This is a genomic window from Pyxidicoccus caerfyrddinensis (genome assembly GCF_010894405.1).
Classification (GTDB): Bacteria; Myxococcota; Myxococcia; order Myxococcales; family Myxococcaceae; genus Myxococcus; species Myxococcus caerfyrddinensis.
The window spans coordinates 718,716-743,825 of the sequence record NZ_JAAIYA010000002.1; the positions used below are offsets into that span (position 1 = coordinate 718,716).

Annotated in this window: 19 protein-coding genes; 11 read left to right on the forward strand and 8 right to left on the reverse strand. The window is 70.8% G+C overall.

Annotation, left to right across the window (positions count from 1 at the left end):
- Positions 1-69 precede the first annotated feature (69 nt).
- The gene (locus tag G4D86_RS06405; RefSeq protein ID WP_163990524.1) at positions 70-531 is read left to right on the forward strand and encodes a PTS sugar transporter subunit IIA; all 462 of its coding nucleotides are present in this window, start codon (positions 70-72) and stop codon (positions 529-531) included.
- A gap of 22 nt (positions 532-553) precedes the next feature.
- Entirely contained in the window at positions 554-1,399 is an 846-nt protein-coding gene (locus G4D86_RS06410) for a hypothetical protein (protein ID WP_163990525.1), read from the forward strand.
- Here the strand turns inward: G4D86_RS06410 and dtd are convergent.
- From dtd to G4D86_RS06430, 4 genes are read right to left on the reverse strand one after another with little or no spacing between them, the layout of a single operon-like run.
- Positions 1,396-1,860, reverse strand: coding sequence for a D-aminoacyl-tRNA deacylase (gene dtd, locus G4D86_RS06415; RefSeq protein WP_163990528.1), 465 nt, complete (start codon positions 1,858-1,860; stop codon positions 1,396-1,398). The genes G4D86_RS06410 and dtd overlap by 4 nt on opposite strands.
- Before the next feature lie 51 nt (positions 1,861-1,911).
- The gene (locus G4D86_RS06420) at positions 1,912-2,736 is read right to left on the reverse strand and encodes an ABC transporter permease (protein WP_163990530.1); all 825 of its coding nucleotides are present in this window, start codon (positions 2,734-2,736) and stop codon (positions 1,912-1,914) included.
- The gene (locus G4D86_RS06425) at positions 2,733-3,647 is read right to left on the reverse strand and encodes an ABC transporter permease (protein WP_163990532.1); all 915 of its coding nucleotides are present in this window, start codon (positions 3,645-3,647) and stop codon (positions 2,733-2,735) included. Before G4D86_RS06425 ends, G4D86_RS06420 begins: the two co-directional genes overlap by 4 nt.
- Complete coding sequence (locus G4D86_RS06430; protein ID WP_163990534.1) at positions 3,644-5,239, reverse strand: ABC transporter substrate-binding protein; 1,596 nt, start codon at positions 5,237-5,239, stop codon at positions 3,644-3,646. The genes G4D86_RS06425 and G4D86_RS06430 overlap by 4 nt, the downstream gene beginning before the upstream one ends.
- A gap of 236 nt (positions 5,240-5,475) precedes the next feature.
- Here G4D86_RS06430 and dacB point away from each other — a divergent pair, with 236 nt between their 5' ends.
- Both dacB and G4D86_RS06440 read left to right on the forward strand, forming a co-directional pair.
- A complete protein-coding gene (gene dacB / locus G4D86_RS06435; RefSeq protein ID WP_163990536.1) occupies positions 5,476-7,734 on the forward strand; it encodes a D-alanyl-D-alanine carboxypeptidase/D-alanyl-D-alanine endopeptidase in 2,259 nt (752 codons plus the stop codon).
- Positions 7,735-7,938: 204 nt separating this feature from the next.
- Complete coding sequence (locus G4D86_RS06440; protein WP_163990538.1) at positions 7,939-8,442, forward strand: single-stranded DNA-binding protein; 504 nt, start codon at positions 7,939-7,941, stop codon at positions 8,440-8,442.
- 128 nt (positions 8,443-8,570) lie between these two features.
- On the opposite strand, the gene G4D86_RS06445 is transcribed toward G4D86_RS06440, so the two are convergent.
- Complete coding sequence (locus tag G4D86_RS06445) at positions 8,571-9,254, reverse strand: succinate dehydrogenase/fumarate reductase transmembrane subunit (RefSeq protein WP_163990540.1); 684 nt, start codon at positions 9,252-9,254, stop codon at positions 8,571-8,573.
- Between the two features lie 259 nt (positions 9,255-9,513).
- On the opposite strand from G4D86_RS06445, the gene hslO reads away from it, so the two are divergent.
- The 7 genes from hslO (at position 9,514) to G4D86_RS06480 (ending at position 19,491) form a co-directional block, all read left to right on the forward strand.
- On the forward strand, positions 9,514-10,404 hold the full coding sequence (hslO, locus tag G4D86_RS06450; RefSeq protein WP_163990542.1) for an Hsp33 family molecular chaperone HslO: 891 nt from the start codon (positions 9,514-9,516) through the stop codon (positions 10,402-10,404).
- A gap of 35 nt (positions 10,405-10,439) precedes the next feature.
- Positions 10,440-11,471, forward strand: coding sequence for a Leu/Phe/Val dehydrogenase (locus G4D86_RS06455; RefSeq protein WP_163990544.1), 1,032 nt, complete (start codon positions 10,440-10,442; stop codon positions 11,469-11,471).
- A 135-nt stretch (positions 11,472-11,606) separates the two neighbouring features.
- A complete protein-coding gene (locus G4D86_RS06460; RefSeq protein ID WP_240360076.1) occupies positions 11,607-12,332 on the forward strand; it encodes a phosphoribosyltransferase in 726 nt (241 codons plus the stop codon).
- A gap of 19 nt (positions 12,333-12,351) precedes the next feature.
- Positions 12,352-14,268, forward strand: a complete 1,917-nt coding sequence (gene selB, locus G4D86_RS06465; protein WP_163990548.1) for a selenocysteine-specific translation elongation factor — start codon at positions 12,352-12,354, stop codon at positions 14,266-14,268.
- Positions 14,265-16,778 carry an ATP-binding protein gene (locus G4D86_RS06470; protein ID WP_163990550.1) on the forward strand — a complete coding sequence of 838 codons (2,514 nt, stop codon included), beginning with the start codon at positions 14,265-14,267 and terminating at the stop codon, positions 16,776-16,778. The genes selB and G4D86_RS06470 overlap by 4 nt, the downstream gene beginning before the upstream one ends.
- Positions 16,775-18,217: a sigma-54-dependent transcriptional regulator gene (locus G4D86_RS06475; RefSeq protein ID WP_163990552.1), complete on the forward strand. Its 1,443-nt coding sequence runs from the start codon at positions 16,775-16,777 to the stop codon at positions 18,215-18,217. Before G4D86_RS06470 ends, G4D86_RS06475 begins: the two co-directional genes overlap by 4 nt.
- Positions 18,218-18,651: 434 nt before the next feature.
- Positions 18,652-19,491 carry a GNAT family N-acetyltransferase gene (locus tag G4D86_RS06480; protein WP_163990554.1) on the forward strand — a complete coding sequence of 280 codons (840 nt, stop codon included), beginning with the start codon at positions 18,652-18,654 and terminating at the stop codon, positions 19,489-19,491.
- A gap of 71 nt (positions 19,492-19,562) precedes the next feature.
- Here G4D86_RS06480 and G4D86_RS06485 read toward each other — a convergent pair whose 3' ends face one another.
- The 3 genes from G4D86_RS06485 to nuoL are packed head-to-tail and all read right to left on the reverse strand — an operon-like array spanning position 19,563 to position 25,102.
- Positions 19,563-21,122, reverse strand: coding sequence for an NADH-quinone oxidoreductase subunit N (locus tag G4D86_RS06485; RefSeq protein WP_163990556.1), 1,560 nt, complete (start codon positions 21,120-21,122; stop codon positions 19,563-19,565).
- Between the two features lie 18 nt (positions 21,123-21,140).
- Positions 21,141-22,865: a complex I subunit 4 family protein gene (locus G4D86_RS06490; protein ID WP_163990558.1), complete on the reverse strand. Its 1,725-nt coding sequence runs from the start codon at positions 22,863-22,865 to the stop codon at positions 21,141-21,143.
- Positions 22,862-25,102 carry an NADH-quinone oxidoreductase subunit L gene (gene nuoL / locus G4D86_RS06495; protein WP_163990560.1) on the reverse strand — a complete coding sequence of 747 codons (2,241 nt, stop codon included), beginning with the start codon at positions 25,100-25,102 and terminating at the stop codon, positions 22,862-22,864. The genes G4D86_RS06490 and nuoL overlap by 4 nt, the downstream gene beginning before the upstream one ends.
- Positions 25,103-25,110 lie beyond the last annotated feature (8 nt).

Here is a 25,110-nt window from a genome sequence, read left to right on the forward strand (position 1 = left end):
GGCGACCCTTGCGCTATGGAAGGGTGAGGAGTAATTGCGGCCATCAGGAGCGCCAGCGCGGGAGCGTCAGTGAGAATCGCCGAGTTCCTCAGCCCCCAAGCCGTCATCGCCGACATGCAGTCGCGGACGAAGCCGGAGGTGTTGCGCGAGCTGAGCGCCACGCTGGTGCGCGCCCACCCGGCGCTCCCCGCGGACCGCCTGGTGGAGGTGCTGCGCGAGCGGGAGAAGCTGGGCAGCACCGGCATCGGCGAGGGGGTGGCCATCCCGCACGGCAAGCTGCCGGGCATGGCGCAGCTGCAGGCGGCCTTCGGCGTGTCCCGCGCGGGGGTGGACTTCGAGGCCATCGACGGCCGGCCCACCCACCTGTTCTTCGCGCTGGTGGCACCGGAGAACAGCGCGGGCGTGCACCTCAAGGCGCTGGCCCGCATCTCCCGGCTCTTCAAGAACCCGCGCTTCCGGACCGCCATCCTCGAGGCGCCCACGGCCGCGGACATCCACGCCCTCATCATCCAGGAAGACGCACGGCCCTGAGGCTGTCTCCGGGGGGAGCAACATGGACGTCGTCCTGAGGCCGATCAACGATCGGTTCTTCCACGAGCAGGTGCTGCCGTTCCTCACCCGCGCCATGGCGGATGCCTCGGGTGCGCTGGAGTCCCTGCTCGACGGGCTGGGGGACGCCCAGGCCCGCGTGCTCTGCGAGCGCATGCTGGCCACGGCGGTGCCCGGAGGCCTGGGCTCGGTGGACGCGGAGCCCTGGGCGGAGCTGATGGACCGGCTCATCTTCCTGCTCTGGCAGGAGGGCCCCGCCGGCTGGGAGGTGGGCGGCGTGCAGGCCGGCTACGCGGACGCCTGGGACGAGGCGCTGCACCTGGCGCTGATGCTGGAGGAGCCGGGCTATCCGTACTGGGACGCGCGCGGGGCGCGCGAGGTGCGGGACGGCTTCCGCTTCCGGCCCATGGCCGACATGGGGCTGGCCTCGCTGCTGGCGGGACAGTGGGAGCCCTTCCCGGAGTTCCCCCCGGACCGCGTCTTCAGCACCCAGGGGCGCGGGGAGTACTTCCCGGGCGGGCGCTTCGCCTTCGCGGACTGGGCGTGGCGCCCGTCGCGGATGGTGGCGCACTGGCAGGTGAACCTGCCGCGCAAGCTGGAGCGGTTGCTCGCGCGCGAGCAGGAGCGGATGCGGCTGCCCTCGCTGCCGGAGAAGGACGAGGTGCTGGGCTACTGGCTGGGGAAGGTGGCGGTGCCGCCGCCCCTGACGGTGGCCTTCTCCGGGCTGGGGCCACGCGCGGCCAACTGGATTCTCGAATTGGGCGCGCTCACGGCGCACGTGCGGAACGCCGCGCTGGCGAAGCAGGGCCTGGCCGCGATGGTGACGAAGGGCTCCGGCGTCCGCATCTAGGCGGACTTCGGCGGGGTGGGGCCGGGGCTCTCCAGGAGGATGGTGACGGGCCCGTCGTTGACGAGCGCCACCTTCATGTCGGCGGCGAAGATGCCGGTGCCCACGGTGAGGCCGCGCTGGCGGAGCAACTCACAGGCGCGCTCGTAGAGGGCCTTCGCGACAGCGGGCTCCATGGCGTCGATGAAGCTGGGGCGCCGGCCCTTCTGGGCGTTGCCGTAGAGGGTGAACTGGCTGACGACGATGAGCTGCTTGGAGGTGTCTTCGAGGGAGAGGTTCATCTTCCCGGCGGCGTCCTCGAAGATGCGCAGGGTGGCGAGCTTCTCCGCCATCCACGTCACGTCCGCCTCGGTATCGCCCTTGCCCACGCCCAGCAGCACGAGCAGGCCCGGGCCGATTTCACTGACGCGCTGGCCCTCCACCGTGACTGACGCCTCCAGCACCCGCTGCACCACGGCTCGCATCGACGTGTCCTCCCGGGCCGGGCGACATGACCGGCCGTTGCGCTCCTTCCGTTATCGCTCCAGGTGGCGCGGGTCCAGCGCATCCCTCAGCGCGTCCCCGAGCAGGTTGAAGCCCAGCACGGTGAGGGCCAGGGCCGCGCCGGGGAAGAGGGCCACGTGCGGGGCGACGAGGAGGTACTGCGTGCCCTGGTCCACCAGCGCGCCCCAGGACGGAGTGCCGGGTGGGACGCCGAGGCCGAGGAAGCTCAGCGAGGCCTCGGCCAGAATCGCGCCCGGCAGCGCGAAGGTGGCCTGCACCAGGAGCGGCCCCGCGGCGTTGGGCAGCAGGTGGTGGAAGAGGATGCGTCCGGGCCCGCTGCCGAGGGCGCGCGCGGCCTGCACATACTCGCGCTCGCGCAGGGTGAGGACCTGTCCGCGTGCCAGCCGCGCGTAGCCCGTCCACCCGGTGAAGGAGAGGGCGAAGACGACGTTGGCGAGGCTGGGGCCGAGCACCGCGGTGATGAACAGCGCCAGCAGCATGCCGGGGAAGGCGAGGAGCACGTCGACGATGCGCATCAGCACCTCGTCCACCCAGCCGCCCGCGTAGCCGGCGATGCCTCCCAGCGTGATGCCCACGAGTCCGGACAGCGCCACCGCGAACACGGAGACGAGCAGCGACACGCGGGCGCCGTAGAGCACGTGGGTGAGCACGTCGATGCCGTTCTCCCCCGCGCCCAGCACGTGCGCGGCGCCGGGAGATGCGAGCTCGGAGGGCAGGTCCACCCGGTCCGGTGGGTACGGCGCGAGCAGGGGTGCGAAGAGCGCGGTGAGCACCCACAGCGCGGCCACGGCGAGCCCGAAGCGTCCGCCCCAGGAGGACAGGCGGAAGCGGCTCACGAGCGCCTCCGCACGCGAGGGTCCACCCGGGCATAGGCCGCGTCCGTGAGCGTGTTGACGGCCACGTAGCAGAGCGTGAACACGAGCACCGTGGCGCGCACGGTGTTGTAGTCGCGCTTCTCAATCGCGGTGAGCAGCAGGGTGCCCATGCCCGGCCACGCGAAGACCTTCTCGGTGACGATGGCGCCGCCCAGCAGCGTGCCGAACTCCAGGCCCAGCACGGTGAGCAGGGGCAGCAGTGCGTTGCGGAAGGCGTGCTTCCACAGCACCACGCGTGGGGACAGACCCTTCGCACGGGCCACGGTGACGTAGTCCTCGCGCAGCGCTTCGAGCATGGAGGCGCGAGTCATCCGCGCGAGGAACGCGGCCAGCGCGGTGCCCAGCGTGAGGGCGGGAAGCACCAGGTGCCGCCACGACTCCGCGCCCGAGACGGGCAGCCAGTCCAGCTTCAGCGCGAAGACGATGATGAGCACGGGGCCGAGCCAGAACCGAGGCAGCGCCACCCCCGCCACCGAGGTGCCCATGGCGACCGCATCCACCGCCGTGCCCCGTCGTGCCGCTGCCGCCACGCCCAGCGGAAGGGCCAGTGCCAGCGCGATGAGCATGGACGCGACGGTGAGCACCAGCGTGTACGGCAGCGCCGTGCCAATCGCTGGCAGCACCTTGCGCTGGAAGGGAGGCAGCGACGTGCGCAGCTCCCCGGTGACGAGCTGCCGCGAGAAGACACCGAGCTGCGAGTACCACGGCAAATCCAGACCCACGGCGCGTCGCAGGGCCTCGCGGTCTACCTCCGTGGCCTGCTCGCCGAGCATGACGTCCACCGGGTCTCCTGGAACGAGGTGCAGGAAGAGCGACACGAGGAGCAGCGCGCCCACCAGCGCCACCGCCGCGGACCCGATGCGCCGCCTCACTGTGCGCGCTCCTTCGCGCCCGATGCCATCCGCGCACGGGCCAGCGGAGTGAGCAGGCCATGCGCACTGGGCTCGAAGCCCTCCAGCCGCGTGGACACCACGGCCACGCTGTCCTCATGCCACAGTGGAAGAATCGGCATCAGCGCGTCCAGGCGCTGCTGAGCTTCCGCATAGAGCGCCGTGCGCTCCTCACGAGGCGCGCGAGCCGCCGCCTCCAGCACCGAGTCCAGCGCCGCATCGCGCAGGCCACCCCGATTGAACCCGCCCCAGTTGTTCTCCGCCGTGGGGATGTTCATCGAATGGAACGCACCCCGCAGCAGGTCCGGCTCCATCACGGATGCCCACTTGAGGGTGAACAGCTCGAACCGTCCCCGGCGCACGTCGTCGAAGAACGTGCCGAACTCCAGCGCCCGCACCTCCACCTGCACGCCACCTCGCGCGAGCTGCTCCTTCAGCACCAGCCCTACCGCGCGGCGCAGGCGGTCCGTGCTCGTCTTCAGTGACAGCGTGAGCCGTGGCCTGCCGCCTGGCCCATCCGGGTCCGGATACCCGGCTTCATCGAGCAGCCGCGCGGCCTCCTCGGGCGAGTACGGGCATCCGGCCGACGGTGCCCACGCCCAGTTCGCGCGAGGCAGCAGTCCCTGTGACGGCCGCGCCAGCCCGTGCAGCTTGTGCTCCACCACCGGCCCCACCTCCACCAGGTGGCACAGCGCCCGTCGCACCCGCACGTCCGCCAGCGGCCCCTCGCGCAGGTTGAGGCCCACGTACGCGAAGCCCGTCCCCGGACGCGACAGTACGCGCAGGTGGGGCTCGCGCCGCAGCACCGGCAGCACCGCCGGAGACACCACGTTGACCGCCAGATCCGCCCGCCCCTTGAGCAGCTCCAGCACCCGCGTCGTCTCGTCGCGCACCACGCGGAAGCGCAGCCGGGGCAGGGCGGGCGCTCCCGCGTACCAGCCCTCGAAGGGCACCAGCGTCAGGTGCTCCTCGTCCGGATGCGACTCGAAACGGAAAGGGCCCGCGCCCACCGGGTGCTCGCCCTGCGCCGCCACATCGTCCGCGCCCGTCCGCTCCGAGGGGATGATTCCAGCGGACAGCTCCGCCAGCAGCGGCGCGTAGGGACGCTCGAGGTGGAAGCGCACGGTGCGCGCGTCCACCGCCTCCACCCACTTCAGTGCCGCGTACCGCTCCGCCCTCGGGCTGCGCACCCGCGCGTCCCTCAGCCCGTCGAAGGTGGCCTTCACGTCCTCCGCCGTCAGCGCGGTGCCGTCGTGGAAGGTGAGTCCCGGGCGGAGGGTGAACTCCATGAGGGTGGGGGACACCTCGCGGAAGGACTCGGCCAGCACCGGCACCGGCTGGCTCGCGTCGTCGAAGGCCAGCAGCCCCGGGGTGATGAGCGCCGCCAGCCGCTGACCATTGGCCGTCAAAGCGAAGCGGTCGTCCAGGCTGTCCGGTGGCGACTCCAGCAGCACCGTGATGCCCTCCGCCGGAGGCTCCGCCCTGCAGCCCACCATCCCGAAGAGGCCAGGCAGGCACAGCACGAAGCGACCGCGGAGGCCCCGCATGAGGGCCCGGGTGGGGAGAGGGGGCATCCTTCGGAACCTGTCCGTCACACGGTTACAGGTCGGTTGTCAGGGGGAAAGGGCATTCTACGCCCGTGCAGTCTCGGACTCTCAGATAGAGGCAGTGAAAAGAAGTCCACATGCCAGGCACTCGCTTGCCGTCTGGTGGTAGGGCGAGCGCCCAACCGTGGACTCCCGCTGCCTCTCTCCCTTGCCGGGCTTTCACCCCCTTCCGCATAATGGCCAGCGACTTCCCCGGAGAGAGTGTGCAGGTCCATCGAGCCAGCCCCTACTTGGCCGCAGCAGCCATCATTTTCCTGACACTCCCGAGCGCCGCGTGGTCGGCGCCTCCATCCGCAGAGAAGCGCGCGGACCGTGAGGCGTTGAAGCAGGCGTTGATGGAGGTGCTCCAGCGCTCGCCACTCAAGGCGAGTCGCGTGGGCGTCCAGATGCAGAGCCTGGACGACGGCGCCATCGTGTTCAGCCACAACGCCGACGAATTGCTCAACCCGGCGTCCAACGTGAAGCTCGTCACGTCCGCGGCGGCGCTCGCGTCGCTCGGGCCCGAGTTCCGCTACGACACCGAGTTCCTCGTGGACCCGGAGCTGGGCGCGGACGGCAAGGTGAAGACGCTCTACGTGCGCGGCAAGGGCGATCCCTCCATGACGTCCGAGCGCCTCTGGGGCATCGTCGCCGAGCTGTGGCACGCCGGCGTGCGCGAGGTGGGCGAGATTATCGTGGACGACTCCTGGTTCGACGCCGAGCGCACGCCGCCCGGCTATGACCAGGAGGACTCGGACCGCGCGTACATGGCGCCGACCGGCGCGCTGAGCCTCAACTGGAACGCGGCCGCCATCTACCTGCGCCCTGGCAATGCCCCCGGCGCCAAGGGCACGGTGGAGATGGAGCCGCCCAGCGACTACTTCGTCGTGGAGAACCAGCTCAGCACGGGCTCGGCGCGCGCGCGCCGCGTGTCCGTGACGTCCGACCCGGCCGGCCCGGTGCAGAAGATTGTCGTGCGCGGCCAGCTGCCCAGCGAGCGCGGCGGCGCCGTCAGCGTGTGGAAGAAGATCGACAACCCGCCCATGTACTACGGGCAGACGCTCAAGCAGATGCTGACCACCCGGGGCGTGAAGATGAAGGGCAGGGTCAAGGTCGGCCTGACGCCCTCCAAGGCGAAGATGCTGCACGTGTCCCAGTCGGACACGTTCGACGTCATCCTCAAGCGCCTCAACAAGCTCTCCAGCAACTTCGTCGCCGAGCAGCTTCTCAAGACGATGGGCGCGGAGGTCAAGGGCACGCCGGGCTCCTTCACCAAGGGCGTGGAGGTGGTGGAGCAGTTCCTCGAGCGTGAGGTGGGCATCCCCCGCGGCACCTACGTGATGAAGAACGGCAGCGGCCTCAACGACGCCAACCGCTTCTCCACGGCGCAGCTCAACCGGCTGCTTCGCTACATGTACGAGCGCTTCCCCTTCGCGCCCGAGTACATGTCCTCCGTGCCCATTGCCGGCAAGGACGGCACGCTGAAGTACCGCTTCGAGGGCAGCGACGCGGTGGGCAAGCTGCGCGCGAAGACGGGCACGCTGGAGAGCGTCTCCGCGCTCAGCGGCTACGTGACGAGCGCGGGCGGTGAGCGCTTCACCTTCTCCATCATCGCCAACGACTTCGCGGGCCGCGCCGGTCCGATTGTCGCCGGCCTGGACGCGCTGGGCGCGGCGGTGGCCGCCACCGGCTCCAGCCTGGGGCCGTCCAACGCGGTGGCCGCGCTGGCCGACAACGGTCGTCCGGCCGGGGCCATCAACGACGTGGCCGCCCGCATCAAGACGTACCTGGACCTGGGCAAGCAGCGCGATCAGCGCAACATCGGCTTCCTGCGCACCGCATGGCGCAGCGAGAGGGACCCGGCGGTGCGCGCGGTGCTGGCGGAGAGCCTCTACCAGTCCAACCCGCATGACTACCTGGGCGCGCGCACGCTGCTGGACAGCTACGCCGCCACCGGCGAGGTGTACGGCCGCCTGAGGGAGGTGGCTCGCGTCCTCTCCGTCGACGTGCCGGGCGTCAGCAGCATGGTGGAGCTGGCCGCCGGCGGTAACACCGAGGCGCTGGCCCGTGTGCTGGAGCTGGCGGGCGCCACCGGGACGGACGTGCAGTCGCAGCAGGAGATGTCCGAGGCGCTGGGTGAGGTGGCCCGCACCGCTCCCGAGGAGCTGGTGGTGGCCCTGCGCGGCGCCGACGCCGGGGACCGCGAGGCCTCCACCACGCTGCTGGCCCGAGCGCTGGTGCAGGCCGGCCAGGCGGACCATCCCTTCTGGAAGTCCCTGCGCCGCACGCTGGGCGCCTCGGACCCGCAGCTCGCCTCCTTCGCAAAGGGGCTGGACTCCGCCCTGTCGCAGAAGGTGGCCGAGGCCAAGGCCCCGCCGAAGGACGGCCTGGTCCCCGTGAATGTGGTGGCCCCGGCCGGCAACGCGCCGCGCCCCGGCAACCCGCCCGAGTCGCGCACCGCCGAGACGCGTCCCGGCGGGTAGACCCGCGTTCCCTGGCTCCTCCTACCCCGGGCGTGGGCCTCCCCGCCCGGGGAGCAAGCAGGCTGACAGGCCCCCCGGAACATTTCTGGCGCGGAGCCGAATGTCGGTGTGCACTGCTATAGGTGGAAGCCAACCTGCCAGGAGCTGTCCTGGTGGTGTGCAACCGGCCCGTGGTGGGTCGGTTCTCGTGAAAGGAACGCAGTCATGGCTGGAGGCGTGAACAAGGTCATTCTCATCGGCAACCTGGGGGCGGACCCCGAGGTTCGCTTCACTCCGGGCGGTCAGGCGGTGGCGAACTTCCGTATCGCCACCAGCGAGAGCTGGACGGACAAGAATGGCCAGAAGCAGGAGCGGACCGAGTGGCACCGCATCGTCGTCTGGGGAAAGCTCGCGGAGCTCTGCGGCGAGTACCTGAAGAAGGGACGGCAGTGCTACGTCGAGGGCCGCCTGCAGACGCGCGAGTGGACCGACAAGGAGAACCGGAAGAACTACACCACGGAGGTCGTCGCCAACGCGGTGACGTTCCTCGGCGGTCGTGACGCCGGAGAGGGCATGAGCGCCGGCGGTGGGAGTGGCGGCGGACGTCGGTCGTCCGGTGGCCCCCAGCGCGGCAACGGCATGGACTCCGACTTCGGCCAGCCGCCCCCCCCGGATGACAACAACATGGGCGGCGGCCACGCCGGTGGTGACGACGACATCCCGTTCTGAAGCCGTTTCGGGGAGCCCGCTCCCCGCTTCGAGCCCTGGAAATGAAACCGGCCGCTCCCCGAAACTGGGGGGCGGCCGGTTGTTTTTCGCGGCACGGGAGGGCCCGTGTGCTCGGGCCCGGGCCTACGTCACCGAATGAGGGAGGCGTGCTCGGGGCTCATGCCCGCGCCCGCGGTGTAGAGCGCGTAGATGACGCCCCAGCTCATCGCCGTCAGGAGCAGGAACAGGCCGATGGCGACCGGCTCGAAGCGGCGCATGGAGCGCTCGCTGGCGAAGATGCCCCACGACATGGCGAAGCCCTGGAGGCCGTTGGCCAGGTGGTACGCGGTGCCCAGCGTGCCCAGCAGGTACACGAGGAGCGTGGGCAGGTGGTGGTGCATCTCCCGGGAGATGTCGGAGAACGGCTCCGCGTGCCCTTCCACCAGGCGCGGGTGCAGGAAGGCCAGCCAGATGTGGGCGCCGAGGAAGAAGAGCACGCCCACCGCGCTGATGCGCTGCACGAGGTACTTCAGGTTGCCGTAGTTGTTGTAGCTCGCGTTGTTGGGCTTGAAGCTGAACAGCCGCGCGATGCCCCACACGGTGTGGATGAGCAGCGGCAGCATGACGATGACGAAGGTGAAGGCCTGGCCGAACGGGTTGGAGTACGTCGTCACCGACGCCTCCCATGCCGTCGCGCCGTTGAAGGCGGAGAGGTTGTCCCAGAGGTGGTTGATGACCCAGATGGACAGGGGCACCACTGCCAGGAACGAGCCCAGGCGGGACTTGAGGAGCGGTGTCTTCGTCGGAACGGCTACGGCGGCTTGGCTGCTCATCGGGTCTCCAGCGACGGCGCGCGGGCGGGTACCGCGTCCAAGTCAAAGTCGGGTGACAGTCGGTCGGCGGTTTATAACCGTTCCCGCCAGGGGGCTGGATTTCTTCCACATCCCCGGATGCCAGCCGCCCCACACGGAGGCATAAGGCTGACCTTATGCGTCACCCCGGGGATGGCTGCTGCTCCCCCGGCGGGCGGAGGGGCGCCCGCCTTCTGTCGTTGGCGGGCAATGCGGGCTCGGGCACGCTAGTCGCTTGCCTATGTCCGATGAGCTCGTCAGTGGATTGCTGAAGAAGACGGACCTGCGCGTGGTGCTGGCCACCACCCCGGAGCTGTCCCGCCAGGCGCGCGCCACCCATGGCACCGCGCCCGCCGCCGCGGCCCTCCTGTCGCAGGCCCTCACCGCCGCGGCCCTCCTGGGCGCCCTCCAGAAACACGATGCGCGCATCAACCTCCAGGTGGAGTGTGACGGCCCCCTGCGCGGCCTCTTCGTGGACGGCGACGCCTCCGGGCTCGTGCGCGGCTACGTGAAGAACCCGCAGGTGGAGTATGTGGGCGGCGAGGGCCAGTACCACTGGCGTCCCGTGTTCGGAAACAAGGGCTTCTTGTCCGTGCTGCGCGATCAGGGCGGCGGCGAGTTCTACCGCTCCTCGGTGGACCTGGTGCACTTCGACCTGGCGGCCGACCTGGAGCGCTACCTCCACCAGTCCGACCAGCTCCCCTCGCACCTGCTGCTCGCCCAGCTGCCCACCGGTGGCGACGGCGCGGCGGAGTCGCTGGGCATCGTCGCGGGCCTGCTCGTCCAGCCGCTCCCCAGCGGGGACATGGACGCCTTCAAGGAACTGGGCCTGCGCCTGCGCCGCGACTTCGTGCCCGTGCTCCAGGCGCATGGGGCGGCCGGCGCGTCGGCGGTGCTGCGCGCGCTGCTGCCCGAGTCGGACTTCGAGGTGATGTCGCGTTATCCGCTGCGCTTTGGCTGTTCGTGCAGCAAGGACCGCGTGATGCGCGCGCTGCTGGCCATGGGGCGCGAGGAACTGACGGACCTGCTGGAGAAGGAAGGGCAGGCGGAGGCAACGTGCCAGTTCTGCACGACGCGCTACGTCATTCCAGGAGAGGAAATTCGGGCCATGTTGGAGACCGGCTCGATTTGACTTGAGAGGGGCTCAACGGTACTTGCCGCCGCGCCATGAGCTACTTCACTCAACTGCTCGAGGGCGGCTACGAGGCCGTCCACCTTCTCAGTGATTCCAAGACGGGGCTGCGCGCCATCGTCGGCATGCACAACACGCGGCTGGGGCCGGGCCTGGGCGGCACGCGCGCGTTGTCGACGTACACGAGCGAGGAGGAAGCCGTCGCCGACGCGCTCCGGCTCGCGCGGGGCATGACGTACAAGGCGGCGCTGGCCGGGCTGCCGCACGGCGGTGGCAAGGCCGTCATCATGCTGCCCCGCGGCAACTTCGACCGGGCGAAGCTCTTCGAGTCCTTCGGCCGCGCGGTGGAGTCGCTCGGCGGCCGCTACATCACCACCGAGGACAGCGGCACCAGCCCGGACGACATGGAGTACGTGCGCAAGCACACGAAGTACGTCGTGGGCCTGAAGGAGCGCAGCGGAGACCCGTCGCCGGTGACGGCGTACGGCGTGGCGCGCGCCATGGAGGCCACGGCGAAGCACCTCTTCGGCCGGCCGGACCTCAAGGGGCTGCGCGTCACGGTGCTGGGCGTGGGCCACGTGGGCATGTACCTCGTGAAGGAGCTGCACGAGCGCGGCGCCAGGGTGTGGGTGAGCGACATCAACACCGCGAGCGTGGAGCACGCCGTGAAGCAGTACGGCGCCACCTCGGTGAGCGCGGACGAGCTGCACCGCATGGAGGCGGACATCTACGCCCCCTGCGCGCTGGGCGGCGCCATCAACGACACCACCCTGCCGATGCTGCGCGTGAAGGCGGTGTGTGGCGCGGCCAACAACCAGCTCCTCACCACGCGCCACGGCGAGCAGCTGGCGAAGCGCGGCATCCTGTACGTGCCGGACTACGCGGCCAATGCCGGTGGCCTCATCAACGTGGCCCAGGAGTGGGCGGGGTACAACCGGGAGAAGGCCTATGCCCGCGCCGCGCTCATCTTCGAGACCATCGACACGGTGCTGGCCCGCGCGAAGGACTCCGGCCTTCGCCCCGAGCAGGTGGCCGACCGCATGGTGGAAGAGAAGCTGACCGCCTGAGGGCGCCGGGCCGCGCGCCGCCTCTTCGGCATCTGACGACGAAGAGGCGGTGGAATGCGGCCGGATGTGGCCAGGGCGTGGGCCCCGGGGTATGACGGGGCCCGCACGCACCGCACCCCATCCGGAGTCAACGCCGTGGCCACCAAGCGGGCAGCGCCCGGGCCCAAGGCCCAGGGCAAGCGCAAGCCCACCGCGAAGTCCTCTCCGAAGAAGTCCTCCACTCCGTCCCCTGCCGCGTCGAAGGCGGACCGGCGGCAGGCGGAGAAGCTCGTCTCCATTCCCGCGGACATGGTGTTGGCGCCGCAGGTGGAGGCCCCCCGCCAGCCCACGGGCAAGGACCAGTCGCGCAAGAAGTCCAAGGGCGTGCGCGAGCTGACCTGGGCGGAGTTCGACCGGGCCGTGCAGGAGCTGGCCGGCGCCATCCGCGAGTCCTTCGCGCCGCAGGCGGTGGTGGGAGTGGCCCACGGCGGCGTCTTCGTGGGCGGGGCGCTGTCGTCGGCGCTCGGCTGCGAGTTCTTCCCGGTGCGCATCAGCCGCCGCAGCCGCGACCGGGGCGAGGGCGCGCGCGCCCGGGGCAAGCCGAAGGTCGCCGGGGAGATGCCGCGCGAGCTGAAGGGGCGCCGCGTGCTGATTGTGGATGACGTGGCCTCCAGCGGCGACACGCTGGAGCTGGCGTCCCAGCTGGCGCGCGAGGTGGGCGCGAAGAAGGTGGAGACGGCGTGCCTGGTGGCGCGGCCGGAGGGCTTCGCGCCGGACTACTGCGCGCTGGCCACCGCCTCGCTGGTGGTCTTCCCGTGGGACTACGAGCCGTCCACCGGCGACGCACGCTTCGACGAGGACCCGGACAAGGCGGGGGCGTGAACCCCGGCGCGGTGGGGCGATGATTGTCGGGACGGCGGGGCACATCGACCACGGCAAGACGTCCCTGGTGAAGGCGCTCACCGGTATCGACACCGACCGGCTCAAGGAAGAGAAGCGGCGCGGCATCACCCTGGAGCTGGGCTTCGCACACCTGACGCTGGACGACGGCACGGTGGCCGGCGTGGTGGACGTGCCCGGCCACGAGCGCTTCGTGAAGGCCATGGCCGCGGGCGCCGGCGGCGTGGACCTGGCGGTGCTGGTGGTGGCCGCGGACGAGGGCGTCATGCCCCAGACACGCGAGCACCTGGACATCTGCCGGCTGCTCGGCGTGAGGTCCGGCGTCATCGCGCTCACCAAGTCGGACCTGCTGGCGGAGCTGGGCCCGGAGTGGCGCGCGCTGGTGGAGGCGGACCTGGTTGCGCTCACCGCGGGCACCTTCCTGGAGGGCGCGCCCGTGGTGCCCTGCTCGTCGAAGACGGGCGAGGGACTGGACGCGCTGAAGTCCGCGCTCACCCGCGCCGCGAGCGCCCTGCCGAAGCGCCCGGCGGAGGGGCCCGCCTTCCTGCCGGTGGACCGGGTCTTCACCATCAAAGGCTTCGGCACGGTGGTGACGGGCACGCTGCTGTCGGGCGCGGTGGCGGTGGAGGACGCGGTGGCGCTGCTGCCCGGGCTGCCCGGGCCTTTTCGCGTGCGCGGCGTGCAGGTGCACGGGCAGGCGGTGCCGAAGGTGGAGGCGGGCCAGCGCGCGGCGGTGAATGTCACCGGCGTGGAGCCGGAGGCGCTGCACCGGGGCATGGTGCTGGTGCGCTCGGGGGAGCTGCCGGAGACGCGCATGCTGGACGTGGAGCTGTCGCTGCTGCCCGCGGCGGAAGTGGCGCTGCCACGCCGCCGGAAGCTGCTGCTGCACCTGGGCACCGCGCAGGTAGAGGCCACGGTGGCGCTGCTGGACGTGGAGCGGCTGGAGCCCGGCGAGACGGCGCTCGCGCAGCTGCGCCTGGACGGGCCCGTGGGGGCGCTGGTGGGTCAGCGCTTCATCCTGCGTGGCTCGCGCGCGCTGCCCGGCCGCGGGGCCACGGTGGCGGGTGGCCGCATCCTGTCGATTACGCCGCCCCGGCGCCGCAAGGGGGGCTCGGCGGTGGTGGCGCCGCTCTTGGAGGCGGACCCGTCGGGGCAGGTCGCGTGGCTGCTGCGCCAGGCCGGCTACCGGGGGCTGACGCAGCCGGAGCTGTTCGGCCGCTCCGGGCTGGGGCCGAAAGTCCTGACGCGCGCGCTGGAGTTGCTGGGCGCGCGGGGCGGGGCGCTGCTGGTGGACCGCGAGCGGCGGCTGTACCTCTCCGGCGAGGTCTTCGAGGGACTGCAGGGGCGGGCGCTGGCCCTGCTGGCCGCCTTCCATGAGCGCGAGCCCCTGCGTGAGGGCCTGCCGCGCGAGGAGCTGCGCCAGCGCCTGTCCGCCGAGTTGGACCCACGCACCTTCCAGCGGGTGACGCAGGCGCTGGTGGACGCGGGGAAGGTGGAGCTGGACAAGGAGGTGGTGCGCCTCAAGGGGCGGGGCCGCACGCTGTCGCTGGGGGACGAGGCGGCCCGCACGAAGCTGGCCGCGGAGCTGTCCGCGGCGGGGCTGGCGCCTCCCACCCTCAATGAGCTGGCGCAGAAGCTCCAGCTGCCAATGCCCCGGCTCCAGGAGTTGTTGAAGGTGATGGTGGCGGGGGGCATGGCGGTGCGCGTCAGCGACGAGCTGTGCTTCGACGCGGGGGCGCTCACGGGCCTGCGGGAGCGCCTGGTTGCCCACCTTCGCGAGAAGAAGGAGATTACCACCCAGGCCTTCAAGGAAATGGTCGGTCAGAGCCGCAAGTTCGTCATCCCGCTGTCGGAGTACTTCGACCGGGAGAAGGTCACACTCAGGGTGGGCGAGAAGCGGGTGCTGCGTCGCGGATGAGCACGAAGCGTTACAGCGAGGCCGACCTGCGCGCCCTCATCGAACCCTTCGGCAACCCCATGGTGGCGGTCGTCGACGGACGCGTGTCCGCCGTCAACGTGGCCTACCTCGCCATGCTGGGGTTTCCCCGCGAGCAGGTGGAGGGCCGCTCCGTCATGGACTTCGTCCAGCCGGAGGAGCGCAGCCGCCTGTCCGAGCGCTACCGCCTGCTGGAGTCCGGCGACGCGCCGATGGTCCCCCAGACGCAGATCTACCAGGTGCCCTGCGCGGGCGGCGTCACCCGCGAGGTGGCCCTCTTCTCCACGCGCGTGCAACTGGAGGGCGGGGGCAGCGCGCTGCTGCTCAACTGCCTGCTCTTGCAGGACCGGCCGCCGGAGATGACCGTCGCCGAGCGCCTGGTGGACACGTCCGCGAGCCTGGTGTCCGCGCACTCCGAGGACGCGGTGCGCCGCGTGGCGCTGAAGGGGCTGCAGGACGCGGGCTTCCGCGTCCGCCTGCTGCGCTGGGACGGTGAGCGACTGCTGGCGCGCGACGGCGAGCCCCTGCCGGAGGACGTGCGCCTGGGCCTGGAGTCGCTGTCCGACGCGCGCCCCGTGTTCGGCGGCGCGGACCGCGCCTCGCCCACGCACGTGTACATTCCGGTGGGCGGCCCGCAGGCCGAGGTGCTGTGGGTGCAGGGTGCGTGGGTGGCGCCCCGCCATGGCTCGGTGCTGACGCTCTTCGCGAAGGTGGTGGGCGCCGCGCTGACGGACGCGCGTGTGCAGGCGGACGGCGCGCGCAGCCGCTGGGAGATGGAGGCCGTGGCCCAGGTGGCGCGCTTCGTCGCGCAGCCCGTCCCGCCCTCGCTGGAGGACTTCCTGGCGCGCGTCGCGGACCTGCTGCAGGGGAGCGCCGCGGCGCTGCACCTGACGCCCCCGCCGGGCGGCGCGCTGGCGCTGGCCACCCACGTGGGGCTGGCGGATCTGGTGCGCGACGGCGAGCACGCCGCGCGGCTCACCGGTCTGCTGGCGGTGGCGGCCTCGGGGGAGGGTGGGCTGTCCACCGAGGCCCAGGGCGCGAAGCTGGGAGACTTGTCCGGCGGGCGGCTGGGGTGTGGCGCGGTGGCGCGGCTCACCCGCGGCGGTGAGGTGTGCGGCACCCTCCAGGTGCTGCGCGCGGCCGGCCACGCCTTCGACTCGCGGGACGTGCGGCTCTTGGGGACGCTGGCGGAGTTGCTGGTGACGCTGCTGGAGCAGCGCCGGCTGCGCGCGGAGTCCTCGCGCCAGCTCGCGGAGACGCGGCTGCTCCTGGACCTGGCGCGCACCACCTCGGGCGTGCTGGAGACCTCCAGCATCCTCGACGTGGCGTCCGACTTCCTCGTCCACCTGCTGGACGTGTCCAACTGCTACATCATGCTGTACGACGAGGGGGCGAAGCTGCTGCGCGGCGCCGCCGCCTCCACGGCCCACCGCGACTTCTTCCGCACGGTGGTGCTGCCGCTGCACGGGGACAGCCTAGCCACGCGGGTGGCCCGTGAGCGTCGGCCCATCGCCCTCGAGGATGTAGCTGCCTCGGGCGGCGGCTTCGACTCGCACCTGGCCCAGCGCTTCGGAGAGAAGGCGCTGCTCGCCCTGCCGCTCACCTCGCGCGAGGAGCTCATCGGCGTGGTGGTGGTGGACGACACGCGCCGGCCGCGCGCCTTCGGGCCGGAGCTCATCGAGCTGGCCGAGGCCACCTGCGGCCAGCTGGCGCTCTCCATCGCCAACGCGCGCCTGTACGAGTCGCTGTGGGCCAGCTACGCGGAGCTGGCCGCCACCCGCGCGGAGATGGTGAAGCGCGAGCGGCTGGCCGCGCTGGGCGAGCTGTCCGCGATTGTCGCCCACGAGGTGCGCAACCCCCTGGGCGTCATCTTCAACGCGGTGGCCTCGCTGCGCCGGCTGCTGGACCCGGGCGGCGACGCGGCCATGCTGCTGGACATCCTGGGCGAGGAGAGCGACCGGCTCAACCGCATCGTCGGGGACCTGCTGGACTACACGCGCCCGAGAGACCCGGTGCTCCAGCACGAGGACCTGGGGCGCGTGCTGCAGGACTCGCTGGAGGCCGCGCGGGTGCAGGGTGGGGGAGCGGACCGGCCCGTCCACATCCACTCGGACGTGGAGCCGGGGCTGCCGCCGGTGCCCATGGACCGGCGGCTCATCCGCCAGGCGCTGGTCAACGTGGCCGTCAACGCGATTCAGTCCATGCCACAGGGAGGCATGGTGCAGGTGCGCGCCCGCCGCGAGGCCTACGCGGGCAAGGACCAGCTGCGCATCGACGTGGCGGACCAGGGGCCGGGCATTCCCGCGGAGCTGCTCCACCGCGTCTTCGAGCCCTTCTTCACCACCAAGGCCCAGGGCACCGGACTGGGGCTGGCCGTCGTCAAGCGCATCCTCGAGGAGCATCGGGGAGAAATCGCCGTGGAGAGCACGCCCGGCCGCGGTACCACCTTCACCTTCCGGCTGCCCCTGTCGCAGCCCCCGTCCTTCCCATGACCGACGCGAACACCCCGCCCTTCCGTGGACGCATCCTCGTCGTGGACGACCAGCGCAACATGCGCGCCACCACGGCGCTGCTCCTGCGCGCGGAGCACTACACCGTCTTCGAGGCCGCCACCGGCGAGGAGGCCCTGGCCCAGCTGGCCGGCGGCAGCATCGACCTCCTCCTGACCGACTTGAAGATGGAGCCAATGGACGGGCTCACGCTGCTCCGGCGCGCGCTGGAGGTGGCCCCGCGCCTCCAGGTCATCATGATGACGGCCTTCGGCTCCATCGAGAGCGCGGTGGAGGCCATGCGCCTGGGCGCCTACGACTACGTCACCAAGCCCTTCAAGGAGAGCGAGCTGCGCTACCGCGTCGAGCGCGCCCTGGAGCGCGCCCGCCTGCTGCGCGACGTGGACAACCTCGCCACCGACTTCAACCAGCGCCACGGCCTGTCCGCGCTGGTGGGCCGCAGCGCCGCCATGAGGGACCTCACCTCGCGCCTCATGCGCGTGGCCCAGAGCGACGCCACCGTCCTCATCCAGGGCGAGAGCGGCACCGGCAAGGAGCTGGTGGCCCGCGCGCTCCACGCGCACAGCCGCCGCAAGGTGCGCTCGTTCGTTCCCGTCAACTGCGCCGCCATCAGCGAGTCGCTGCTGGAGAGCGAGCTGTTCGGCCACGCCAAGGGCGCCTTCACCGGCGCGGTGAAGGCCCGCCGCGGCCTCTTCGAGGAGGCGGACGGCGGCACGCTCTTCATCGACGAGGTGACGGAGACCAGCCCCACCTTCCAGTCCAAGCTGCTGCGCGCGCTGCAGGAGGGCGAGGTGCGCCGGGTGGGCGAGTCCACCGCGCTGCGCGTGGACGTGCGCACCGTGGCCGCCACCAACCGCGACATCGAGCTGGAGGTGCGCGAGAAGCGCTTCCGCCAGGACCTCTTCTACCGCCTCAACGTGGTGGCCCTGCGCGTGCCGCCCTTGCGTGAGCGCCTGGAGGACGTGCCCTCCCTGGCCGAGCACTTCCTGGAGCGCGCCAACGCCCGCAGCCCCAAGCCCAAGCGCCTGTCCGCCTCCGCCGTGGCCCACCTGATGGGCTACAACTTCCCCGGCAACGTGCGCGAACTGGAGAACCTGGTGGAGCAGGCCGCCGCCCTCGCGGAGGGCGACGAGCTGCTGCCCGAGGACTTCCCCCTGCGCCAGGGCCGCCTCACGCCGTCCCACGGCACCCCCAGCGTGGCCTTCCTGGACGGGCAGGGCGGCAGCCGCCCCGCCGGCACCGGGCCCACCCTGGCCCAGGTGGTGGAGGAGGCCGAGCGCCACGCGATTACCCAGGCCCTGGAGCGGCACGGCGTGGACCTCGCCCGCGTCGCGGATGAGCTGGGCGTCTCTTCCACCACCCTCTGGAGGAAGATGAAGCGGCTCAATCTCCGCCCGCCCGCAGATCTGGCCCGCGAATAGCGACGGGGTGGGGCCTGGGCATACCGGTGTAACTTTTCCGCACTCATGGATTCAGATCCGAAATGGGCGGGGTTCATCGGTGAAAAGCCCAAAGGCTTGAAATTGCTCGGACTTTTCACATCTGCAACTCCATTTCAGGGCTGAAATGCAAAGGGCCGGTGCCAGCAACGTCAGGTGATGGGCTAAGCCCTTGAGAAAATTAGACTTTGCTCCCAAAAGGGCGCTGGCACGAGGGCTGCTAAAGGAATGCGCGGGACACATCGAAGCGAGGCTGAAGGCGGTTCCCCCCCACCCCTTCAGCACTTCCGGTGAGTCACCTTGAGAAGACCCGCGGCCTGGCACCCTTCTGGGGTGCCGGGCCGCCTTCTTTTCTACGTCCAGAAAGTTTTCGGGTATCCGTCGGTGCTCTTCCAATGCGCAGGGAGGGGTGACTGATGGCAGTGCAAGTGGGACAAGAGGCGCCGCCGTGGGTGTTGAGACCCGGGCGGCCCGAGGACCATGCGGTCTTCACCCGGCTGTTTCGGGAGCTGGGGGTGGATGACCCGCCGCCTCCTCCGCCGCTGTGGGCGGCCGAGCTCATGCCGCTCACCGTCTTCGCAGAAGGCCCGGGTGGGGTGGTGGCCTACGGGGTGACGGAGGCGCTGGGCGAGGTGGGCTACGTGGGGCAGCTGGTGGTGGACGCGTCCGCCCGCGGGCAGGGGCTGGGACGGTGGATGATGGCGCGGCTGGCGGAGCGCCTCCGGGCGCAGGGCTGTCAGCGGTGGGCGCTGTACGTGAAGCGAGACAACACGCCCGCGCTGCGCCTCTACGCCTCGGTGGGGCTGCGGCCCGCGCGCCAGGCGGCCAACCTCAAGCTGACGCGGGCCCACGTGGCGGCGCTGCCCGCCGCGCCGCCGGGACTGCGGGTGGTGCCGGTGGCGCCGACGGAGGAGGACGCGCTGACGGCCGCCTTCGGGCTGATGCCGGGCAAGCTGTCGCGCTTCGCCACGAAGGAGTCGCACCGGTTGCTGCGGCTGGAGGAACCGGGCCGGGCCACGGAAGGCCCGCCGGGGCTGATGGACGTGCGCGCCTCCTCCGGGCTCCTCTTCCCCTTCTTCGCGGCATCGCCCGGCCATGCGCGGGCGCTGCTGGAGGACGCCTTCGCCGGGTGCGGGGACGCGGTGGAGTCGCTCAACGTGGTGGTGACGGACGACGCGCCGCTGGACGCGCTGCTGCGCGCGGCGGGCGCCGACGTGCGCAACGAGACGCTGGAGCTGCGCGGCCCGCTGCCCTGAAACGACGACGCCCGCCCGGGCACGAGGCCGGGGCGGGCGTTGGACGGGCAGGGGACAGGCCCTGCGCGAGGCTACTGGCCGAAGATGGTGCTGGCCTGCACGAGCCAGCCCATGACGGGGCCGGGGATGATGCCCAGCACCACCACCGCCGCGGTGGACAGCACCAGCGCCAGCTCGGTGGACCAGCTGCGCTCGAGGACTTGCGCGCCCTCGGGCACCGGCCGCATGAACATGTAGACCACCACGCGCAGGTAGTAATAGACGCCCGCGGCGCTGGAGAGCACGCCGACGATGGTGAGGCCGATGAGGCCCGCGTCCACCGCCGCCTGGAAGATGAGCAGCTTGCTCATGAAGCCGATGGTGGGAGGAATGCCGCCCAGCGACAGCATGAAGGCCGCCATGGCGAAGGCCCAGCCCGGCCGGCGCTGCGCCAGCCCGCTGAAGCGCTCCAAATCCCACGCGGTGCCCTTCTCCTCGTCCTCGCGGCGCTCCAGGGCGGAGACCATGGCGAAGGCGCCCACCGCGCTGAAGGTGTAGGCCAGCAGGTAGTAGAGGATGCCGCGCAGTGCCTCGGCGCGGGCCACGTCCAGCGCGGTGCCGCCCGTCAGCGCGGAGGCGCCCAGCAGGCGGAAGCTCTCACCCGGCGCGGTGACGAAGAGGGCCGCCACGCCCACCAGGAGATAGCCGGCGTGGGCGATGGACGAGTACGCCAGCATGCGCTTCACGTTGCGCTGCGGAATGGCCAGCAGGTTGCCCGCCACCATGGTGAGGAAGGCCAGGGTGGAGAACAGCGCCAGCAGCATCTGCGGGTCGATGCCCTTGCCCACGGTGATGAACACGCGAACCATGGAGGCGAAGGCCGCCGCCTTCACGCCCGCGCTCATCAGCGCGGTGACGGGAGTGGGGGCGCCCTCGTAGACGTCCGGCGTCCACATGTGGAAGGGCACCGCGGCCACCTTGAAGGCGAAGCCCGCGCCCACCAGCACGACGCCCGTGTACACCAGCCCAGGCTGGCTCTGCATCGCCGCGCCCAGCGGACCCACCATGGCCGTCAGCTGGGTGGTGCCAGTGGCGCCGTACAGGAGCGCCGCGCCGTACAGCAGCACCGCCGAGGAGAAGGCGCCGAGGATGAAGTACTTGAAGCCCGCCTCGCTGGGCCGCGTGCCGCGGCGCAGGTACGCCGTCAGCGCGTAGGTGGCGATGGAGAGCACCTCCACGTTGACGAAGACGGTGATGAGCTCGTTGGACATGGCCAGCAGGCTCATGCCCGCGGATGCGAAGAGCATCAGCGCGTAGAACTCACCGCGCTCCGCGCCGCGCTTGCGCAGGAAGCTCACCGCGCTGAGCGCCGCCAGGCCCAGGCCCACGCACACCACGAGGGTGAGGAAGCTGGAGAACGGGTCCAGCACGCCGAAGCCGAGCAGCACCTCCTGCGGCGGCTCGAACATCAGCGCCACGGCCACCGCGCCGGCCGCTACCGCCGTCACCACCGTCAGCACGGCCTGGTAGGCGCGCGACGAGGTGGCGGAGAGGAAGACCTCGGACAAGAGCAGGATGGAGGCGCCCGCGACCATGATGATGGCGGGCAGCAGCGGGAGGAAGTCTGCCAGGACGAGATTGGGCAGGTTCATGGTGGAAGCTCTTTCGGCCTATTGCCGCTGCGAGGGGACGGCGGCCAGCGGAACGGGCGCGGACGGCGCGGCGGCGGTGATGCTCGAAGGCAGCGACATCACCTCCACGCGGACCTGGTCGTCCTGCACCGGGGCCCCGGGGGTGCCCACGCGGGCGCGGGCGAGGAAGCGGTCCGTGGACGGGGCGAGCCGGTCCAGGAAGGGCTGCGGCATCAGGCCCATCACCCCGACGAGGATGATGAAGGGCAGCACGGTGAGCCCCTCGCGCAGGTTCATGTCGCGCAGGTGCTGGTTCTCCCGGTGGGTGAGCCCGCCGAAGAACACCTTCTGCACCATCCACAGCATGTACGCCGCGCCCAGGATGACGCCCAGCGTGGCGAAGGCGCCGAACACCACCGTCAGGTGCGGGTTGCCGGCGGCCACGCCCAAATCACTCTTGAAGGTACCCAGCAGCACCAGGAACTCACCGATGAAGCCGTTGGTGCCCGGCACCGCCACCGACGAGAAGGTGATGATGAGGAAGGCCGCGGTGAACACCGGCATCACCTTCGCGATGCCGCCGAAGTCCGCCATGAGCCGCGAGTGGCGCCGCTCGTAGAGGAAGCCGAAGAGGAGGAACAGCGCGCCCGTGGACACGCCGTGGTTGAGCATCTGGTACGCGCTGCCGGTGGCGCCCTCGGCCGTCACGGCCAGGATGCCCAGCATGCAGTAGCCCAGGTGGCTCACCGACGAGTACGCAATCAGCTTCTTGATGTCCCGCTGCGCCAGGCACATCAGCGCGCCGTAGACGATGCCGATGACGGACAGCACCGCCAGGAACGGCCGCGCGTTCTGCGCGGCCGCGGGGAAGAGGGGAATCGCGAAGCGCCAGAAGCCGAAGGTGCCCATCTTCAGCATCACGCCGGCCAGAATCATGGAGCCGGCCACCGGCGCCTGCACGTGCGCGTCCGGCAACCACGTGTGCACCGGCCACATCGGCACCTTGATGGCGAACGCCAGCGCGAAGGCGGCGAACAGCCACGGGCCCCAGGTGTGCATCGTCCTGGCGAGCCCGCTCAGCGAGTCACACGCGCCCTGAGGCCCGCCCATGCACGCCGTCACCTGGCGGTTGGCGTCCAGCAGGCCGTTGTAGAGGGCGGCGTAGTCGAACGAGCGGCTGCCCGCGGGCGCGCTGATGAAGTACACGGCGATGATGGCCACCAGCATCAGCAGCGAGCCGGCCAGCGTGTAGAGGAAGAACTTCACCGCCGCCATCTGCCGGTCCTCGGCACCCCACACACCCACCATCAGGTACATGGGGATGAGCATGGCCTCGAAGAAGACGTAGAAGAGCAGCACGTCCAGCGACACCAGCGCGCCCAGCATCGTCGTCTGGAGCACCAGCAGCGCCAGGTGGAACTCCTTGATGCGGTGGCTGATGTACGTGGTGGAGGCCAGCACTACCAGGGGGCCCAGGAACACGGTGAGCAGCAGCAGGCTCACCGCCAGGCCGTCCACGCCGATGTGGTAGCTGGTGCCGAACATCTCGAACCAGGGCACCCGGTACTCAAGCTGGAACTCCGGCCCGCCCGGCACGTAGCGCAGGTAGGCCCAGACCCCGAAGACGGCGTCCACCAGCATGGCGATGAAGGTGACGGTGCGAATCTGCCCGGGCTCGCTTCCGGGCAGCACCAGCACCAGCGCCGCGAAGACGAGCGGCAGGAAGACGACGAGGTTGAGCAGGTGGGTGTCGAAGAAGCTCATTGCATCACCTGGATGAGGGCGTAGGCCACGCCGCCCAGCAGGGCGAGGGCCATCACTGCGGCGTAGGCCTGGGCGTCGCCCGTCTGCACGTAGCGCAGCGCGCTGCCCACGCGGGCCGTCACCCACGCCGTGCCGCGCACCGCGACGGTGTCGATGAGGAGCGCGTCCACCACGCGGAAGAGGATGAAGCTCATGAACTTCACGGGCCGGATGACGATGAACTCGTACAGCTCATCCACGTAGAACTTGTTCTGCGCCGTGCGGCGCACCGCCCGGGCGAAGGCCGGAGCCGGCTGGCCCGCCCGCGCCGGGAAGAAGCGCAGGTACAGGAAGGCCGCCGCACCGCCGCCCGACAGCGCCACCAGCCAGGCGAAGACGTAGTCGGCCAGGTGGGGAACGCTGGTGTCCAGCTCCACCGTCTTCGCCCCGTTGGCGATGCGGTTCATGGCGCTGAACACCGGGCTGAGGAAGTTCTCGAACACCGCCTGCGGCTGGCCGGAGGACGAGCGCATCAGCGGGAAGGCGTACACCGCGGCCACCACGCTGAGCACCGCCAGCACCACCAGCGGCAGCGTCATCTGCCAGGCGCTCTCGTGCGCGTGCGCCACCCGGGCCTCCTTCGAGCGGGGACCCTCGAAGGTGAGCAGGTACAGGCGCGTCATGTAGAAGGCCGTGCTCGCGGCGATGACCAGGCCCAGGTAGTAGACGGCGCTGGAGACCCAGTGCAGGCCCTCCAGGTGGTTGTGGTGCACGCCGTGGAGGATGGCATCCTTCGAGAAGAAGCCGGACAGCGGGATGATGCCGGTGATGGCGAGCGTGGCCACCAGGAAGGTGCCCCACGTCCACTTCATCTCGTGGCGCAGGCCGCCCAGCTTCTTGATGTCCGTCTCGTCGCCGTTGCCGTGCATCACGCTGCCGGCGCCGAGGAAGAGGCAGGCCTTGAAGAACGCGTGCGTCACCAGGTGCAGCACCGCCGCCCAGAAGATGCCCATGCCCACGCCCATGAACATGATGCCCAGCTGGGACACGGTGGAGTAGGCGAGCACCTTCTTGATGTCGTCCTGCGCGAAGGCGATGAGCGCCGCCAGCAGCGAGGTGAGCGCGCCGATGATGGCCACCGTGGCCATGGCGGTGGGGCTCAGCACCAGCAGCGCGGCCATGCGGCTGAAGAGGTAGACGCCCGCGGTCACCATCGTCGCCGCGTGGATGAGGGCGGAGACCGGCGTCGGGCCGGCCATGGCGTCCGGCAGCCAGACGTAGAGCGGCAGCTGCGCGCTCTTGCCCGCCGCGCCCAACAGGAACAGCAGCAACGCGGCCGTCATCACCCCGCCGAAGGTGTAGCCCTCCAGCGGGCCCGCCTCGATGGGGGTGGTGAGGTCCACCTTGTCGCTGTTGGAGTCCATCAGGCCCTCGGCCATCTTCTCCAGGCCCTTGAAGGTGAGGGGGCCCTTCTCCTGCAGCGCGGCCTGGTAGCGCTGGCTGTTGCTGCCGGCCATGGCGTAGTCGCCGGCGTTCGCCTGGCGCGTGAAGGCGGAGACCAGCAGCACCATCAGGAACGTGGCGATGAGGAAGGCGAAGTCGCCGATGCGGTTGGTGACGAAGGCCTTGCGCCCCGCCCACGCCTTGGCCGGGTCCGTGTACCAGAAGCCGATGAGCAGGTAGCTGGCCATGCCCACGCCCTCCCAGCCCACGAAGAGCAGGACGAGGTTGTCGGCCAGCACCAGCGTCAGCATCGCCGCGACGAAGAGGTTGAGGTACGCGAAGTACCGCCAGTACCCGTCGTCGTGCTCCATGTAGCTGGTGGAGTACAGGTGGATGAGGAAGCCCACGCCGGTGATGACCAGCAGGAGGATTCCGGACAGGTGGTCCACCGCCAGCCCGAAGTTCACCCGGAAGTCGCCCACGGCGAACCACGTGCCGTAGTCATACGCCAGCGCGTAGCGGACGAAGTCGGCTTCGATGCCGAAGGGGTTCCGGTAGAAGGCGAGCAGCCGCCGCGCGCCGTCCCCCGCGCCGGGGGCGGTGTGGCTGGTGGCCCAGAAGGCCAGCACGCTCAGCACGAAGGCGCCGGCCACCGCCGAGCAGGCGATGAGGTGCACGTTGGCGCGGCCCAGCATCCGGCCGAACACGCCACAGATGAACGCGCCCAGCAGCGGCAGCGCGATGATGAGCCCCAGAGAGGGCGCCAGCAGGTCCGGAGCGACGGGCGCCACCTGGAAGAATTCGGCAAGGTTCATGGGAAGAA